Origin of the sequence: uncultured Streptococcus sp. (assembly GCF_963525625.1) — a bacterium.
Lineage (GTDB): Bacteria > Bacillota > Bacilli > Lactobacillales > Streptococcaceae > Streptococcus.
Genome location: NZ_CAURLD010000003.1, coordinates 41,956 through 59,646, shown reverse-complemented (window position 1 = coordinate 59,646; position 17,691 = coordinate 41,956). Strand labels below are relative to the sequence as shown.

Below are 17,691 nucleotides of genomic sequence, written 5' to 3'. Positions count from 1 at the left end.
ATTTCCTTTATCTATTATAACACAAGAGCTTCGTGATATCAGCTCTTATCAAATTTTCCAGCTTCTCTCTTACACCAATCAAGCCAATGGATCTGATAGTCTTCCTTGGACTAAATGCGGTTCTGTAAATCAGCTATAGAGAATATGCCTCTTTCTTGACAAGCCTGAACACAGTATTGATAAAAGTCCCAGTTAAGCTCGTCCCTATCATAATAGATGGGGATATGAGAGAGGCCAGCCTGATAAGCCTTAAAGGCTCTGCTATGTCCATCAGTAAAGAAAATTTTGCCATCCATGCGCTTGACAGGTAAAGCTTCAAGTTCTTGTTGGTCAAAATCAATACAAATCCTGTCCAGCTTTTCCCGTGAAAGGTAGAACTGACTGGGCTGGATCTGCGCTATGGGCAATGTCAAATCAAGTGTATAGGACCGGCCTTTCTCCCTAGCAAGAGTTGGATAGAAACCAAGCGACTCAAACAAAATGCGAGAGGGGTGATTGAAATCATAAATTTCTTGAACTGCTAGTTTCTGATAGCCTAGATTGCGTGCGCGCTGTATCAAAGCAGAAAGAACTTTCTTGCCAATGCCTTTCCTGCGGTAGTCCGCTTTTCCAATGACAATGGGCAAATCATCTTGCCATAAGGTCACATCCCCAATGGGTAGCCAGCACTCCTGCTCCCATACTTCAATAAAATACACTTCACCTTGCCTGGCAAGATATTCATGCATCCTTTGAACTCGCTCTGGCGGATAGGGGTCTCTTCTGCCATCAATCATATAAATCATATCTGGATCTTGGTACCAGTCCATGGCCAACTCAAACTGGCCATCATAGGCACGCAAACGTAGATTTTCATCAATAACAATCAACTCCTCTTGCTGGATATTAGGAATAGGCATCTTTTCTCCCTCACAATGATATTGCTCAAATAATAGTATAAAAACTCCATTTGATTCGGAAGACTTCTTCCTCAAATGAAGTTTTCTTTTTTAGATTCCATAACCCATGCTGAACTGGATTTTAGCAGCTCCATTCTGGAAGCTGATTTTGTTAATGCTGTATTGACTCTGCGGCAGAGCTAGAAGGAAACTATCTCCCTCCGTCGTGATAGATGAATTAGAGGCCTGCATTTGTTGCTTCAGCATGCCTGTCACCCAAGATTTAGGGATAGGAAGAGAGCCTAACTTGGCACTATCGATTGTGATGTGCAAGACATTATCCCTCACCGTCACATCCACCTCTAGGTCCAGCTTACTGTCAATGAAGAGCAGCTTGACTGGATACTGGATGCGCAGCTTATTGCCTTCAATGCTGTAAACACTGTTCAGCAACTCCTGATTCTCAGAGTCAGTCAGAGAAGACTTGAGCACCTGATTAAGCTGGACGCTATTGAGAGAAACTTCCGTGCTGACTCCCTGAGCCGTCACATTGGCATTGCTCAAAGCTGGCTCAATAATACTCATCCAGGAAGCACTGCCTTGAACATTCTTTAATTGTTCACTTTGATTAACAGATGCAGGAACCAGAAATAGCACCGCTGCAAGCAACAGCACCAAAGCAATTCCCACTACTCTTTTTACCATTTTCATGTTTGTATTCCTTTAATTTGAGAAAATCCCTCTAGCTAAAAACACAGAAAGGATTTATCTTATTTTACAATATTTTTGCATAATTTTCTGTAACAAACATATTAAAAAGCTAACAATCCTGTGAGAAAAGGCTGGGACAGATAATCCCAGCCTCTCAATCACATAGCGCTAGTTTTACAAGGCTCATCATAGATAGCCTATTCTTATTTAATCACTTCCTGAGTCTTAGCATAGTTGGCTTCGACTGCTTCTTTTTCAGATTTCCACCATTCTTGGTTGTCCGTGTACCACTTGATTGTCTCTTTGAGACCTGCTTCAAAGTTGGTAAACTCTGGCTTCCATCCTAGCTCATCGCGGAGCTTGCTAGCATCAATGGCATAGCGGAGGTCGTGGCCGGCACGATCTGTCACATGGTCATAAGCATCAGCTGGCTGTCCCATTTCCTTGAGAATCAGCTCCAGAACTTCCTTATTGTTCTTCTCACCGTCAGCACCAATCAAGTAAGTTTCACCGATTTGACCCTTGGTCAAAATCGTCCAAACGCCTGATGAATGGTCATTAGTATGAATCCAGTCACGGACGTTTTTACCTTCACCGTAGAGTTTTGGCTTGATACCGCTCAGGATATTGGTGATTTGGCGCGGAATGAACTTCTCGATGTGCTGGTAAGGTCCGTAGTTGTTTGAACAGTTAGAAATAGTCGCTTTAACGCCAAATGAGCGCACCCAAGCTTTAACGATTAAGTCTGAAGCTGCCTTGGTTGATGAGTAAGGCGAGCTTGGATTGTACTTGGTTTCGGCCGTAAATTTCTCGCCTGGTCCTTCTCCATGACCTGGTAAATCTTCACGCAGAGGCAGGTCCCCATAGACTTCGTCAGTTGACACATGGTGGAAACGAATGTCATATTTACGAGCTGCTTCCAAAAGCGTGTAGGTCCCGATGAAGTTGGTGTGGATAAATGGACTCGGGTCATTGAGCGAGTTGTCATTATGGCTTTCTGCCGCATAGTGAACGATAGCATCTGCTTCAGCTGCCAGCTTATCTACCAAGGCCGCATCAGCAATATCTCCAACAACCAACTCAACACGGTCGCCTAAAATTTCTTCAATATTGGCACGATTACCCGCGTAAGTCAGCTTGTCCAGCACTGTCACATGAACATCTGGAAAGTTATTGTAAACATAGTGGACAAAGTTAGAACCGATAAAACCAGCTCCACCTGTCACGATAATTTTTTTGTATTCAGTCATTTTTATTCCTTAACTTTTTTATAATTGCCTTAAGTGGTGGGGACGCAAGCAAACCTCCGGTTTCATTACTTGTTTTTGAGCCTAATGTCTCAAAAATCCTCTGGCATATAACAAACTAAACAATTTGTTACATGACTTACACCACAGCGGCAATCATTTCTTCCACTCGCTTCGCTCGGATAGGAGCTGAGCTAAATCATATATTTCAATATAAATTAATGAATCAGAAAAGAATTCTTCTTACAAATCTTCTTTTCTTAGTGGTTTTACATCCTTGAGTAATGGATGGTTCTTGTCTGCTTCTGATACTTCTGCTTCTTCTAGGTTTTCCCACTGGATGCCTAAAGCTGGGTCTGCATAGTTGACAAAGGCATACTTAGGTTTGAGTTCCAAAGCCCAATAGTCATTCACCAGATAGCTATAGGAAACCGTGTCAGAAAGGACTTGGAAACCGTTAGCGACGCCACGCGGCACAAAAATCCCCTTGCTGGCATCGATTACTGTCTGGTAGGTATTGCCAAAGGTCTCGCCCTCACGCAGGTCTACCCAAGAACCCAGCACCTTGCCGTCATCAGCAACTGAGATGTACTTGTCCCAGGGCTCTGCATGAAGACCACGCAGGACATTTTTACGAGAAAAGCTGACATTATTTTGCAGTTTTCCTTCTGCAAAGAAGCTTTCAGGAAAGCCTAGCGGCAGCATTTTTTCCTTTTGGAAATTCTCCTTAAACCAGCCTCGGTTGTCCCCACGAACAGGGATATCAAACTCCAGCATTCCAGGAATTCCAGGAACCTCACGCGCTGCTAATTCCTTATCAAAAAATTGTTCCGTCATCTTCTTATTCTTCTCCAATCAAGCGCAAGAGATAGTGGCCATACTCATTCTTTTTCAATGGCTGCGCCAATTCATGCACTTGCTCTTTAGTGATATAGCCCATACGATAGGCAATTTCTTCTAGATTTGCCACCTGAACGTTCTGCATCCGCTGAACTGTTTCGATATATTGAGCGGCTTCTAAGAGACTTTCGTGAGTTCCTGTATCCAACCAGGCAAAACCACGTCCCATAAGCTCAACAGACAAATCGCCACGTTCCAAGTAAGCCTTGTTAACGTCAGTGATTTCCAGTTCTCCGCGAGGACTTGGCTTAATATTCTTGGCAATTTCTACAACATCGTTATCATAGAAATACAGTCCTGTTACTGCATAGTTAGAGCGCGGTTGTTCCGGTTTTTCTTCAATGGAGATAGCATTCATATTCTCATCAAATTCTACAACACCAAAGCGTTCTGGGTCCTTGACATGGTAGCCAAAAACTGTTGCCCCTTTTTCCTTAGCAGCAGCATTTTGGAGCATTTTACTCAGACCTGGTCCATGGTAAATATTATCCCCCAGAATCAGCGCTACATTATCATCTCCAATAAAATCATCCCCAATGATAAAGGCTTGTGCCAGCCCGTCCGGACTTGGCTGCTCTGCATAAGAGAGCTTGATACCAAACTCAGAGCCATCACCCAGCAGATCCTCAAAACGAGGCAGATCCGTCGGAGTGGAGATAATCAAAATGTCCTTGATACCAGCCAGCATAAGAGTTGACAATGGATAATAAATCATGGGTTTGTCATAAACCGGCATGAGCTGTTTTGACGCAGCGCGGGTCAATGGATACAAACGTGTACCAGAACCACCTGCAAGAATAATACCTTTCATATGAGTTTCCTCTCTTAATGTATTCTCCTTATTCTACCATTTTTGAAAGCGGATGTCATCCTTTTCACTACCCTTAAATAAAAGAAAAAGAGCGGAAATTCCGCTTTCTTCGGTTCTTTGATTTTAAGTTGGTATCAACCCAAAGCCACATCCAAGACCATCATGAGAACAAAGCCCACCATGAGACCTAAAGTCGCCACATCGGTATTGCCATTGGTCTGCGAATCCGGTATCAGCTCCTCTACCACCACGAAAATCATAGCGCCTGCTGCAAAGGAGAGGGCATAGGGCAGAATAACCGTCATGGCCATAACAGCAACTGCACCTAGAACAGCACCAATTGGCTCTACAATAGCAGACATGGAGCCCCAGTAAAAGGCTTTAAGTCGAGACTTACCGTTCGTCCGAATCGGAATGGACAGAGCCGCTCCTTCTGGGACGTTCTGCAGGCCAATTCCCAAAGCTAGGCCAATCGCGCCGACAAAGGCTTCCGGACTAGGATTGGCCGCTAAAGCACCAAAGACTACTCCGACTGCCAAACCTTCTGGGAAATTGTGAATGGTAATGGCTAAAAAGAGTAGGGCTGTCTTGGACAGCTTCTTTCGGCTATGCTCAGGAACACTCTCTGCCTCCGAAATATCCTTGCTCAAGTGCAAGTGAGGCACCACTGCATCAATTAGCCGCAGGAAAAAACCTCCCACTAAAAAGCCAATTGCTGCAGGCAGCCAGGATAGCTTGCCATAAGAAACTTCTGCATACTCAATCGACGGCGCCAAAAGCGACCAAAAGGAAGCCGCAATCATGACGCCTGCCGCAAAGCCCATCATAATATCCAGCAGCTTGCGACTGACTTGTTTAAAGAAAAATACAACAGCAGAGCCTACAATGGTACACCCCCATGTAAAAAGCCCCGCCAAGAGTGCCTGCATAACCACAGGCTGCGATCGTAACCAGTCAAAAATTTCTCCTTATCCTCTAAAATCAATCATACAAAATCGTCTTGGTTTCCCCGATACAGTGTTCTTCCTCATTCCAGTAATGAATCCGCTCGAAAGAGCCTTTCCGCCAGTAGAGAGGCAAACGTTCACGTATGTCATCCTGCATGTCTATTTGATTAAGTTCAGAAATCTTCCACCATTTGGGCTCCCCTTCATGATCGTTTCCCCTGACTTGCCCCTCAAAGGCAGTACAAAGAAAATCATAATACACATAACGTTCTTCTTTACTCGGATTAGTGAAACCTGAAACCCCTTTTAATTCCAAGTTTAGAGCAGTCAGCCCCGTTTCTTCTTTTAATTCGCGCTTTGCAGCTTCGAAGAAAGATTCTGGAAACTTTTACGAAGGTAAAAAGCTAAGCTTTTCACATCCCCAACCTTCAGCAGTCTATCCCCAGACTGGTGAAGCCACCTGGTTGTATCCACTCTTTAAAGTTATCATGCTAGCGATTAAGCAGTAAAATTTCATCATCTTTTTAACACAAATATTGACCCAATTCAAAATAGTTTCTGTCATATCAAACCTTCTTCACATACCGCTCAATAGGATAGTTAGCTGGATTCAGCAGCCCCACTTCTCCTAGAACCATCTGAGCTAATTGGCGTCCGATGAGTGGGCCAGTTGTCAGACCAGAAGAGCCTAATCCGCTGGCAGCGTAGACATTTAGCAAATCTGGAACAGCTCCAAAGAAAGGAGCAAAGTCGCTGGTATAAGCCCGTGTTCCCACGCGCTCGCCTAAAATCTCTGCAGTAGCCAACCTCGACAAGTAAATTTCCGCTTCTCGCTGCAACTGATTTAATACCGTCTTATCTACCGTTAAATCAAAGCCCTGATCATTTTCATGGCTAGCACCGACGCTGACCTTGCCTGCCAGAAAGGGAATAATATCCAGCTCACCCTCAGGCATAACAACAGGGTAGTCATCTGTCATTTCAGCCAGCCTAAAATCACGTAGCTGTCCTTTTTGCGGCCGAACATCTGTCTCATAGCCCAGTGGATGCAAGATTTCTCCTAGCCAAGCACCCACAGCTAAGATGACACAGTCAAAGCTGCGTCCGTCCACAAGAAGTTGCTCTCCATCTACTGTCAAGTTTGCCTTTTTCTCAACCAACTCTGCCTTGCTTGCTTTCACAAGCGTCTCCGTCAAGAGTGCTCCCTCCACACGGGCACCACCGGAAGCATAAAGAAGCTGCTCAAAGCCTTGCAAGTCTGGAAATTTCTCATGGGCTTCCTGAATGCTGAGAAGACTCAAGTCCCCTATTAAGGGCGACTCTTCACGACGATTAGCAGCCAAATCATAAAGCTCCTGCAGCTTGCTCTCATCCTTTTTCAGCAGATAAACACCTGTCTGTTGGTAAAAGTCTGTCTGGATTCCAGCCTCTTTCAGTTCCGTAATCAAGTCCTGATAAAAATCAGCGCCCAAACGCGCCATCCTATACCAAGCCTTGTTGCGACGCTTGGAAAACCAAGGACTGATAATGCCAGCGGCTGCCTTGGTTGCCTGCCCCTTGCCGTCATCAAAGACAGTCACTTCCACATCTGGTGATTTGGACAGATAGTAAGCTGCTGTTGAGCCGACAATCCCAGCACCAATTACTGCTACTTTTTTCATGTCGATTCCTCTCAAATATGTCGGAAAGGATTGGTCGAAGCCTGACTAGCTAGAATCTCAATCTCCCATCCCTCTTCTGCCTTCCAAGTATCAAGCTTTTCTTTTAATTTTTCCGTAAAAAGAACCTCGATATGATGTCCAGGATCCAGCGCCAAAAGCCCCTCTGTCAGCATTTCCTGGGCAGTGTGATAGTAAATATCACCTGTAATGTAGACCTGCGCTCCCTTGGCAATGGCCTCCGGATAAAAGGACTGACCGCTGCCACCACAAATAGCAACTCGCTCAATCACACGATTGAGATCCGCTTCTTCATAAGTGACCAGACGCAAACTATCCAGTCCAAAACTTGCCTTGACCTTAGCCGCAAAGTCCCCAAAGGTCTGAGGAGCAATCCTCCCCACGCGACCAATACCGTTTTCTGGCCCCGTCTGACTAAGAAAACTTGTCTCCTCAATCTCCAACCGTTGACAGAACCAATCATTGAGCCCGTCCGCCACAACATCAATATTAGTATGGCTGACATAGACAGCAATATCATGCTTGATGAGGTCTAAAATCATCTGATTTTGCGCCTTATCCGCAACTAGGTCCTTGAGGGGGCGAAAAATAGGCGCATGTTTAACGATAATCAGTCCAACATCAGCCTCAATGGCTTCCGCCACCGTCTGCTCACGAATATCCAATGCCACTAGAACCTTGGCCACTTCTTTGTCCAATCTCCCGATTTGCAGTCCTGAAATGTCGCCCTCCATGGATAGTTCTTGTGGGCAATAGGCTTCATAACGGGCGATGATTTCACTTGCTAGCATGGAGTACCTCCTTGATACTTTCGATTTTTTGGGACATAGCAGAGCGTTCCAGCTCATTCTTTTCTGGGATATGGGCTAGAGCTCCTTCGAGTTTTTTCAGTTCTTTCTGCCATCTTAGCTGAAAAGCAGGTGGCTGTTGCTTCATCAGAAAAAGTCCGAAACGCTTTTCTTGCTCTGTCAAAGTTTGCTGGCCTGCTTCTGCCACTAGGATTTCGTAAAACTTCCCTGCCTCTTCTAAGATATCCTCAGCCAGCAAGCGAAAACCGTTAGATATCAGCCAGCTGCGGAGTTCATCCTCTCGGTTATTGGGCTGCAAAATCAAGCGGAAAATAGACCCAAGCTTAGCTCTGCCATTTTCCAAAATCTCTGAAATCAAGCGACCACCCATGCCAGCAATAACGATGGTGTCAATCTGATCTTCCGCTTCAAAAGCCTCTAGACCATTGGCAAAACGAACTTCAATCTGCTCCGTCAGCCCATGCTCAGCCACATTTTTCTGAGCAGACTGAAAAGGCCCCTCTACCACTTCTCCAGCCAGAGCCTTCTCAATCCGTCCCTGCTGCATCAGGTAAATAGGTAGATAGGCGTGATCGCTCCCAACATCCAACACCTTTGCCCCATCCGGCACAAAAGCAGCGACTCGCTCCAAGCGTTGGGAAATAGTCTTTTTTTGCATTGCTCACTCTTTTCTAAACATTCTTCTATTCAGTATATCATTTTTAAGGGTATAAAAAAAGCAGCGGAGGAAAAATCAGCCTGTTGATAAACTGATTTTGTCTCGCCACTTGATGATGGGAAGTTCCTACCCATCACATGTTTATTTGATTTCCTGATACTCGGCAGCTAAACCGCGCTGAACCGCCGGACGAGCTGCAATCTTCTCCGCCCAAGCAGATAGATGTTTGTAGGAGGTAGCATCCAAGAACTCAGCTGCGCCTGGATAGAGCTTATCCTGTACTAACTGCCCATACCAAGACCAGATAGCAATATCAGCAATACTGTAGTCATCTCCAGCGATATAAGCTTTCTTGGCCAATTCTTTATCTAATAAATCCAGCTGCCGCTTGGCCTCCATCGTAAAGCGGTTGATGGGATATTCTAGCTTTTCTGGAGCATAGTTAAAGAAATGACCGAATCCGCCTCCCAAGAAGGGCGCCGCTCCTGTCTGCCAGAAGAGCCAGTTGAGCACCTCAGTCCGACCAGTCAAATCTGACGGAATGAGCTTTCCAAACTTCTCAGCTAGATAGAGAAGAATATTCGCTGATTCAAATACAGGAATCGGCTTATGACCTGACTGGTCCAACAAGGCCGGAATCTTGGAGTTGGGATTGATTTTTACAAAATCTGAGCCAAACTGGTCGCCATCCATGATGCTGATCTTATAGAGGTCATAGGTAGCCTCTGTCACACCTGCTGCCAGTAGTTCCTCCAGCATAATCGTCACCTTGACTCCATTAGGAGTCCCAAGTGAATAAAGCTGAAAAGGCTCTTTACCGACAGGAAGCTTCTGCTCAAAGCGCGCGCCTGCAGTAGGATGATTGATACCTGAAAATTTTCCTTGGTCGCTGTCCGCAGCAGACCAGACTTTTGGCAATTGATAGGTCATACTTTTCTCCTTTTTTATAAAATCAAGGGCCTGTCAAATCTAACAGGCCGCTGTAAATCAAATAAAGTCAGTCCTTCCACAAATTCATAGCATTGAGGAAATCATCTGAAACTGTCACATTTTGAGGATTAGCTGCTTCACGTTCTTCCCGCTTGGCTTCTACCTGAGCAAGCGTAGTGATGCCTTCCTTACGCCAATTGCGCAAGATAGCCTGAATATACTTCCAGTTGGCCTTGCCATTAAACACAGCCTCACGAAGGGCAGCCTTGACCAAGTCAGGATTGGTTTTATCGTCTTGAACAGTCTTAGTCAAGTCCTCAATTTCAAAAGGTGTCAAGAGACGGCCCAGCTCCTGCTGGAAGGTCTCCACCAAGTCTTTCAAAACATTCTGTGGTGCCTTTACCACAGTCTGCGGACCGCTTTTAGCTGCCAGCAGTTCATCCAGCTTTTCCAAAGCCGGTGAAGCATCAAAGATAACCTCTGTCTCTCCATTCAGTTCAATGGTTTTATACTGCAAGAGACCTTTCTCCGTCAGATGGGACATAGAGCGATTGACTTCTGACAGGGTCTTGCCAATGTGCTCCGCAATCTGACTAGGCGCCAGCTCTTCCAGAGAAGTCGTATTTTGCAGATAGAAAAACTGCCAGACCAAAAAATCATCGCTGGAATCAAAGATGTCCTTAAAATGTAAAAGAAGGGCACTCGGGATTACTAGATTGCCCGATTTAAAAGCTGATAAATAAGTCATGTCACCTCTTATAGATAAGCAAAAAACGATACATCATTTTCAGGACTCTCCCAGTCGAAAGGCGTCTCCTGATAGACAGCGTAATTGACCCAATTACTGAAAAAGAGTGCTGCGGCCGAACTCCAACGCAAGGCCGGTGTCGCATGGACATCATCGTTTTTGAAATAATTCTCTGGAATATGTGGATTCTTCCCTGCCTTCAAATCGCGGAAATACTCCTTGGATAGAGTATCGCGGTCGTATTCCATGTGACCGAAGCTATACACCTCTCGCAAGTCTCGGCTAGCCAGCACAGAGAGACCCGTATCCTCTCCATACGAGAGAATTTCCAGATTGGTCAAATTGACAATATCTTCCTTCAGAACTTCGGTATGACGGGAATGCGGCGCATAAAACTCATCGTCAAAGCCACGAAAAAGCAGATTGCTGCTGTCAGCTGACTGGCTATAAACACCCGATAATTTGCGTGTCATCTGGTGCTTGTCAACGCCGTAGCGAGCATAAAGTCCAGCCTGAGCTCCCCAACAGATATGCAGAGTCGAAAAGACATGGGTCTTGGACCATTCAATCACCTGCTGGAACTCTTCCCAGTAGTCCACCGTTTCAAAAGGCAGATGCTCCACCGGCGCACCAGTAATAATCAAGCCATCAAAATAGCGATTTTTAACCTCATCAAAAGTCTTATAGAAAGTCTCCATATGCTCTGCACGTGTCGTTTTAGACTGATGAGAGCTCATGTAGAGGAAGTCAATAGTCAACTGCAGCGGAGTATTAGCCAAGTGGCGCAGTATCTGAGTCTCCGTTACCATTTTCTGGGGCATGAGATTAAGTACCAGAATATTCAGAGGGCGGATATCCTGATGATCCGCCCTGTCGTCATCCATGACAAAGATATTCTCAGAACTTAAAATGTCAACAGCTGGCAGTTTCTTATCAATCTTAATTGGCATGAAAATATCTCCTTCAATCGTTAGAAAGGCTTGGAAATACTTTTCCAGCCTATTCTTTGTTTATCCAATGTACTTTCATTATACTGAAAGGAGATATAGTTTTCAATTATACTTTTTCTCTAACTAGATATAGCTAGAAACTATGTATTAATAGTGCATCAGAACCTTGTAGTCGTATTCACCGATAGCTTCGCGACCCTTGAGCTCATCCAGCTCAATAAGAAAGGCGCAGCCAGCCACTACACCGCCAAGACGCTCAATCATCTCAATCGTTGCCTTCACTGTTCCACCAGTCGCAAGGAGATCATCTACGATTAGAACGCGCTGACCTGGCTTGATAGCATCGGCATGCATGGTTAGGGTATCAACACCGTACTCTTTTTCATAGTCAGCTGAGATAACCTCACGAGGAAGCTTACCAGGCTTGCGGACTGGAGCAAAGCCGATTCCTAACTCAAAGGCAACTGGACAGCCCACAATAAAGCCACGAGCTTCCGGTCCAACGATCATGTCAATCTTCTTGTCTGTAGCATATTGCACAATCTCACGAACAGCGTAGCTATAAGCATTTCCGTCTGCCATCAGCGGGCTGATATCACGGAATGTCACGCCTTCCTTTGGATAATTTTCGATTGTTGCAATGTAGTCTTTTAAATTCATGATATACTTTCTTTCAAAAAAATTTTTTACTCTCTATTATATCACTTTTTTATCCAAATGGTAACAGAAAACTTACTTTTTATTGGTATCTATTATTTAATCTAAAAAATCATGTCTGAGCCACTCATAAATCATCATATTGAGGCCTGGATTGAGTTGGTTGTTCTTTATAATCACGTCTTCTACTAGCTCCAAGAACGAAACTTATTTTTCCCTAACAGCCTGAGCCATAGGTCCAAGCCATTCACTTTTTAACGGGATTACCTGCACAATTTTCAGTCCGATGACATCAAATAATCATAAATCTCCTGCACGGTGCCCAGTGCCATGAGTTCTTGTTCCTTGACCAGGCGCTTAAGGTCTTGGTAAATGTGACTGCTATCAATTTCTTTCTTTTCAGCTTCCTTATTGACCGTCATGACTCCTTCTTTGATGCTGACAAAGCCCAGCTCTTCAAAAATTTGAATCATTTTGACCAAGAGAATAGGATCAATTTTCAGGTAAGCTGCTAGGTCCTTGAGCTTATAGCGTACATCAAACTCGGGGAACTGATAGATAGTCTTGTAGAGTTTGGCAAACTGCTCACGGTTGCCATAACCAGTCAGATAGTATGGCTTGGCAATCTCATTCTTAAAGTAAATCGCTTCGAAATCCTGTGATTGAAGAATCTTCTTCAAGACCTGCAAATCATCAGGAAAGTCGTAAACTACAACTGCTCTGCTATTTGTCAAATCTGGCAATTCCTCTGTGAAACGCAAGACTGGAACCTTGTCAGGCAGCATCGCATTTTTGCTGCGGATATTGAAAAGCTGCACGCCATCCACACGGGCATCTACTAGCATGAGCTGGAGACTGGTCTGTCCATTCCATTTATTGACAGAGAGGCTGACAGCCAGCTCCAGATTCTTGGTTTGGGCAAACTCTGTCGCCAGGTTTCCTTGCCCAAAAGCTACTACTTCAAAAGATGCATCTTCCTGAGAAATTTTCAGCTTGAGATGGCTATTGCCAGCCCCCATAGTCCGAGCATTGTCCACTTTAAAGTCCTTAAGGTAAAAAAGCGGCTTCTTATTGTCCATACCAAAAGGCGCAAGTTTTTCAAAGCTTTTGAGCGTATCCAGGGTCAGTTCTGGCAGGTGCAGCTCCTCATCTAAATACAGGGCTGTTTTGCCAGCCAAATCCAAATCATTGTCTAAGATGTATGCTGTCAGGATATCAGCAAGCTCCGCCAACTTGTCTGCTTCAAGAGTCATTCCAGCTGCTCCAGCATGGCCACCAAAAGCTACAAAAAGGTCACGATGACTGTCCAAGGCCTCAAAAATATTGACCGCTTCAATACTGCGGGCGCTGCCCTTAGCGATGTCATCCTCGATATTAAGCACTATGACTGGCTGGTGCAGCTCTTCCAGCAAGAGCCCAGCGACAATCCCTAGCACACCAGGATTCCAACCTTCCTTGGCTAGTACCTGGACTGGTCTCTTAGCGTCCAGCATACTTTTTGCTTCTTCATAAATCTGCTGGACGATTTCCTTGCGCTCGTCATTTTTCTGGTTAATCATGAGCGCAATGTCACGCGCTTCTTCATCGTCAAAGCCTGTTAAAAGCTCAACTGCTGGATTGGGATCATCCAGCCGTCCCAAGGCATTGAGTCTGGGGGCAAGCTGGAAACCAACCGTTTCTTCATCCAGTTCATCTGGCTGAATACCAGCGATTTTGAAGAGTTCCTGAAGTCCTACTCGCTGGGTATTTTTGAGGACGGAAAGGCCGTATTTGACTAGGATCCGATTTTCCCCCGTCAGACTGACCATATCGGCAATAGTGCCAATGGCAACTAAGTCCAAAAGTTCGACTTGGACTTCTTCCAGCAAGGCTGTTGCCAGCTTAAAAGCCACCCCACAACCGGCTAAATGCTTGAAAGGATAATCTGCTCCGCTATGTTCCGGATGGACGATTGCATAAGCGTTTGGTAGCTCCTCAGGCATGGAGTGGTGATCCGTCACGATGACATCCACGCCCAGAGACTGAGCTAGCTCGATAGCTTCAAGGCCAGCCACTCCATTATCCACTGTAATAATGAGCGAGATGGCTTGATTTTCAATAAAATATTTGTAAACACTGCTATTAGGGCCATAGCCATCCGTAAAGCGATTGGGCAGATAAACCTGACACTCAGCCCCCAGCTGCTCCAAGGCTTCCTTGACAATAGATGCCGAGGTCATCCCATCAGCATCATAATCGCCATAGATCAAAATCTGTTCGTAATTTTCAATCGCTGCGCGAATGCGAACCACTGCCCGCTCCATATCATGCAGATCATAAGGGTCGTGAAGCTGGTCTAAACTAGGCTCCAAAAATTCCTGTAAAGCCTCCTCAGTCTGCACACCTCTTTGGTAAAGAAGACTGGCAGCGGCGGGTTCTAATCCAGCTTTCTTAGCCTTTTTTAAAAATTTTTCGTCTGTAAAATTTGTGGCAAACTGCCAGTCGTATTTTGAGCTAATCATGATGAGTGAAACACTTTCTCCGTTCAATCTTGTCTGAATATTATAACATGAAAAGACTGGTTAAACCAGTCTCAAACTTCTTATCTACGAGCGAGACCATCAGGCTCACTCATCTAGGTAAAGCCCCTTAGCAACACTTTGATCAATAACTTCCTGAGCCAATTCCCAAAGAGTTTCAGAGGTTTCTTGGATAAAGGATTTCTTAGCGATGACCTGCGACTTGGTCAGGCCATAAGGATTGTCATGAGGCTGAGCGACTTCTAAGTGATTGAGCAGAGGAACCAGAGCGTCCAACACTCGGGCATATTTAGCCTCTATGCTAATGCCGGTCTCAAATTCCTGCCAAAGCTCTAAAAAGGAATCCTGCTGATCTGACGGCAACTTGTCTAAACTAATTTTCAAGGACTCCAGCTCTCTATCATAAGAATCACTCTTTCCTACATCGTCAAAGATAAAGGTATCGCCAGCATATATTTCGCCCAAATCATGAATCAGTAACATAGACATGACCTTTTCCAGATTAACTTCTTCGGGAATATATTCTCGAAAAACTAGCGCCATGAGCGCACCCTGCCAACTATGCTCTGCAGAATTTTCGAAACGATAGGCATCCAAGGTTCGATTGTTACGATGAGTGGCTTTCAGCTTTTCAAGTTCATTGGTAAAAGCCAGTTGCTGTTGTAGACGTTCAAGCATGTAGAACTCCTTTGAAATGTTTTTATAGCTAATCCTATTCAAAATTGATAGTTGCTCTTAACGCTCTATATGATCTTCTTCAAAAAAACTAAGCTTTCATTTCTTTTCTGTTTTTTTCCCTCGCCATCGAATCACTAATTCTGACGTCAGATGGGTCAGGATAATCGTCAGAAGGAAGGCCCAACGGCCATTTTCCCACTTTGTCAGCTGCTGGGATTTGAGCAGAAAAAAAGATAACTCAATAAAGATAGGATGGAGGAAGAAGTAAAGGATACTTAGATCCTTTAAATGTCGCCAGTTTTTTTCGCGCTTCCACTCTGCTTTTAGTAGCCAGTTAAATAAGAAAAGTGTAAAGGGAATGAGAGCAAAGAAAAAGTTTTTATCCAGTCCCTGCCTGATGTAAACCAGAACTCCTTCACCTACTAGGAAAAGACTTGCCAGCAGAAGAGACAGCCAGCGTTTCTTCTGAAATAATGCTACCTGCCCGTAATCAGCTAGAAAGTAGCCTAAATAGATAAAAATGGGCGTATAGAAGAGGCCATTCCTGCTAGTGAAAAAGAGCTTGGCATAGGCATCATACCAGTCAGTTAGCAGACTAGGAGCCAGGTAGGCGTGATAAGTCTCAATAGCACCTAAGGCAAAGAGAACCAGTAAAAGAACAAATGTTTTCTTGGGACCCAACTTCCTATACAAAAAATGGACCAGCAGTAAACCTAAGAGAAAGGCAGGAATATACCAAAGCTGGTAGCTCATTCCGATGTAGAAGAGCGCTGCTAGAATAGCCAGCGGAGCTAGGTAGAGAGGCAAGTGCAGAGATTGGAAGTAAGTCAAAGCATAGGGGAGATAGACCAAGCTCCAAAAGCCATAGACCTTTAAAATGCCTTTGATATACAGAGTTAGTTTCGTAGAACCGTGCTCTCGCTTCCAGCGTAATCGGAAAAAATAAGCTGAAGAAATTAAAAAGAAAGGGACCGCCATGCGGCCAAACATACTCTTCTGAATAAAATGTAGAGCTTCATGTTCAAAAAGCCTCTGGCAGTGAACCAGAATTACCAAAATGGAAGCAATATATTGAAAAAGGCTGAGCAGGGCATAATTGACCGGCTGACCTTGCCCTACGACTTCTCTCCTTTGCATCAAGCTTTCTCCTTACGAGGTTTGTTTAAGATGTAAATGAGCACTTCTTCCCTTTAACCTAGGACTTGACTAGCCAAACATGCTGAAAGGCAGCGATCTACCTGTCTTACTACTTTCTATTAAACATTTAAATTTGCAAACTATATTATTTAAAAAATATGGGAAAGTAAACATGATAAGCTAGAAGAAAAACTAGTAATAAATTAATAATTTGGGAAAGATATAGAATTTTTTTGCTTTTATTTCCTTTTCTCCCATATTGGCAATAGAGATAAAGAGAAAATGTCAACACAGAGTATAGTTGACCTAGAAAAATTTCTGATTTTTACTGACTAAGTAAGTAAAAACCCTTGCAGATAAGAATAAAAACAGGCAGCTGACATATCATCGTCATTATTAAACTAATTGGAGCTGCAAAAAAAGACGATTTCCCCGTTTTCAACGAGTTTCTTAGTGATTTAAACCACATTACAAGGTAAAAAATCCCATAAATACCAATCAAAACTAAAAAAAAGAAAACCTAATAGTATACCCGACTCTAAAGAAGAAGTTTGGCCTGTACTAAATGCTTGGCCAAAACCGAAAGCAAGTAGAATTAAGGCAAAAAAACTCAAGGGAGAACCTATTAGTAAAACCAACCAATTATAAATGTAACATAAAGAAAAATAATCCTTTTGTTTCTTTAAAAATTTCATGTAAATCCTCTTATTTTAAATCTCTCGATCCTTCCTTAGCCAAACATGCTGAAAGGTAGCAATGTCTCGATAAGGTGATTGGTTGCAGACAGCCAGCTCCATCTCAAGCATCTTTTCAGCCCAGTCAGGGGCAGTTTTATAGTCATTGGATTGCAGCCCATAAAAAATCCGTACTCCTTGATAATCCTCAACTTCTAACGGAAGACCTGAAATCACTTCCTGAACCTGATAGACCTTAGCAGCTCCCATGCTGTGGGTTTGATATTTCTGACCAGTCAACAGTTGTTGGGCTTTTTCTGGGTCATTTTCAAAAACCACTGTATGCATAATACGCCCAACCTCGTGATGCTTAACCAGAGAAATTTTGCCGTCCTTTTTTAAGAGGCGGGAAAATTCTGCTAAATAAAGAGCAGGGGCAGATACATACTCTAAGACATTATGACAAACGATGACATCAAAAGACTGGTCTGGTAATGTTTGCAGAAGGTTCAAGCTGCCTTGCAATTGCTCATAGGAAAAGTTCTGCTTGCGCTCGGCAATCATTTCTGGGTTAGGCTCGATGGCGGTCACTTGGTTCTTTTCCGCTAGAAAATCAGCCACAATTCCAAAACCACTGCCGAAATCAAGAATTTTCTGGCCCCTCAGCGACTCTAGAAAGGCAAAAACAATATCATACTGAAGCTTGCCCCAAGGCGCCTGCAGATGAGCTTTGTAGGCTTGTAGATTAGCTGTCATAA

The 17,691-nt window shown here is 44.1% G+C and carries 17 protein-coding genes and 2 pseudogenes; all 19 read right to left on the bottom strand.

What is annotated here, in order from left to right:
* Nucleotides 1-38: 38 nt before the first annotated feature.
* Nucleotides 39-899: pseudogene (locus tag RYK49_RS02545) on the bottom strand (GNAT family N-acetyltransferase).
* Between the two features lie 90 nt (nt 900-989).
* A complete protein-coding gene (locus tag RYK49_RS02540) occupies nt 990-1,589 on the bottom strand; it encodes a hypothetical protein (protein ID WP_314831286.1) in 600 nt (199 codons plus the stop codon).
* Between the two features lie 203 nt (nt 1,590-1,792).
* A complete protein-coding gene (gene rfbB / locus RYK49_RS02535) occupies nt 1,793-2,839 on the bottom strand; it encodes a dTDP-glucose 4,6-dehydratase (RefSeq protein WP_002913449.1) in 1,047 nt (348 codons plus the stop codon).
* Nucleotides 2,840-3,079: 240 nt separating this feature from the next.
* Nucleotides 3,080-3,673, bottom strand: coding sequence for a dTDP-4-dehydrorhamnose 3,5-epimerase family protein (locus RYK49_RS02530; protein ID WP_125382411.1), 594 nt, complete (start codon nt 3,671-3,673; stop codon nt 3,080-3,082).
* A 4-nt stretch (nt 3,674-3,677) separates the two neighbouring features.
* Complete coding sequence (gene rfbA / locus RYK49_RS02525; protein WP_125401978.1) at nt 3,678-4,547, bottom strand: glucose-1-phosphate thymidylyltransferase RfbA; 870 nt, start codon at nt 4,545-4,547, stop codon at nt 3,678-3,680.
* 134 nt (nt 4,548-4,681) lie between these two features.
* Nucleotides 4,682-5,476, bottom strand: a complete 795-nt coding sequence (tmpA, locus tag RYK49_RS02520) for a ZIP family manganese transporter TmpA (protein ID WP_314831299.1) — start codon at nt 5,474-5,476, stop codon at nt 4,682-4,684.
* Nucleotides 5,477-5,528: 52 nt separating this feature from the next.
* Nucleotides 5,529-5,882 (bottom strand): annotated as a pseudogene (locus RYK49_RS02515) (NUDIX domain-containing protein); the annotation flags it as partial.
* A 178-nt stretch (nt 5,883-6,060) separates the two neighbouring features.
* The gene (locus RYK49_RS02510) at nt 6,061-7,155 is read right to left on the bottom strand and encodes an FAD-dependent oxidoreductase (RefSeq protein ID WP_314864761.1); all 1,095 of its coding nucleotides are present in this window, start codon (nt 7,153-7,155) and stop codon (nt 6,061-6,063) included.
* Nucleotides 7,156-7,166: 11 nt separating this feature from the next.
* Nucleotides 7,167-7,964, bottom strand: a complete 798-nt coding sequence (locus tag RYK49_RS02505; protein WP_314864759.1) for a Nif3-like dinuclear metal center hexameric protein — start codon at nt 7,962-7,964, stop codon at nt 7,167-7,169.
* On the bottom strand, nt 7,951-8,640 hold the full coding sequence (locus RYK49_RS02500) for a tRNA (adenine(22)-N(1))-methyltransferase TrmK (protein ID WP_314831284.1): 690 nt from the start codon (nt 8,638-8,640) through the stop codon (nt 7,951-7,953). Before RYK49_RS02500 ends, RYK49_RS02505 begins: the two co-directional genes overlap by 14 nt.
* A 141-nt stretch (nt 8,641-8,781) precedes the next feature.
* Nucleotides 8,782-9,570, bottom strand: a complete 789-nt coding sequence (yghU, locus tag RYK49_RS02495; RefSeq protein ID WP_314831283.1) for a glutathione-dependent disulfide-bond oxidoreductase — start codon at nt 9,568-9,570, stop codon at nt 8,782-8,784.
* Nucleotides 9,571-9,637: 67 nt separating this feature from the next.
* Entirely contained in the window at nt 9,638-10,318 is a 681-nt protein-coding gene (locus RYK49_RS02490; protein ID WP_314578084.1) for a DnaD domain-containing protein, read from the bottom strand.
* 8 nt (nt 10,319-10,326) lie between these two features.
* Complete coding sequence (gene metA / locus RYK49_RS02485; protein WP_314831282.1) at nt 10,327-11,268, bottom strand: homoserine O-succinyltransferase; 942 nt, start codon at nt 11,266-11,268, stop codon at nt 10,327-10,329.
* A gap of 147 nt (nt 11,269-11,415) precedes the next feature.
* Complete coding sequence (locus tag RYK49_RS02480; protein ID WP_002917059.1) at nt 11,416-11,928, bottom strand: adenine phosphoribosyltransferase; 513 nt, start codon at nt 11,926-11,928, stop codon at nt 11,416-11,418.
* A 275-nt stretch (nt 11,929-12,203) separates the two neighbouring features.
* A complete protein-coding gene (recJ, locus tag RYK49_RS02475) occupies nt 12,204-14,426 on the bottom strand; it encodes a single-stranded-DNA-specific exonuclease RecJ (RefSeq protein ID WP_314864756.1) in 2,223 nt (740 codons plus the stop codon).
* A gap of 105 nt (nt 14,427-14,531) precedes the next feature.
* Nucleotides 14,532-15,122, bottom strand: coding sequence for an HD domain-containing protein (locus RYK49_RS02470; RefSeq protein WP_314831078.1), 591 nt, complete (start codon nt 15,120-15,122; stop codon nt 14,532-14,534).
* A 96-nt stretch (nt 15,123-15,218) separates the two neighbouring features.
* On the bottom strand, nt 15,219-16,259 hold the full coding sequence (locus RYK49_RS02465) for an acyltransferase family protein (protein ID WP_314831079.1): 1,041 nt from the start codon (nt 16,257-16,259) through the stop codon (nt 15,219-15,221).
* A gap of 458 nt (nt 16,260-16,717) precedes the next feature.
* Entirely contained in the window at nt 16,718-16,954 is a 237-nt protein-coding gene (locus RYK49_RS02460) for a hypothetical protein (RefSeq protein ID WP_314831080.1), read from the bottom strand.
* Between the two features lie 15 nt (nt 16,955-16,969).
* A complete protein-coding gene (locus tag RYK49_RS02455) occupies nt 16,970-17,689 on the bottom strand; it encodes a methyltransferase domain-containing protein (RefSeq protein ID WP_314831081.1) in 720 nt (239 codons plus the stop codon).
* Nucleotides 17,690-17,691 lie beyond the last annotated feature (2 nt).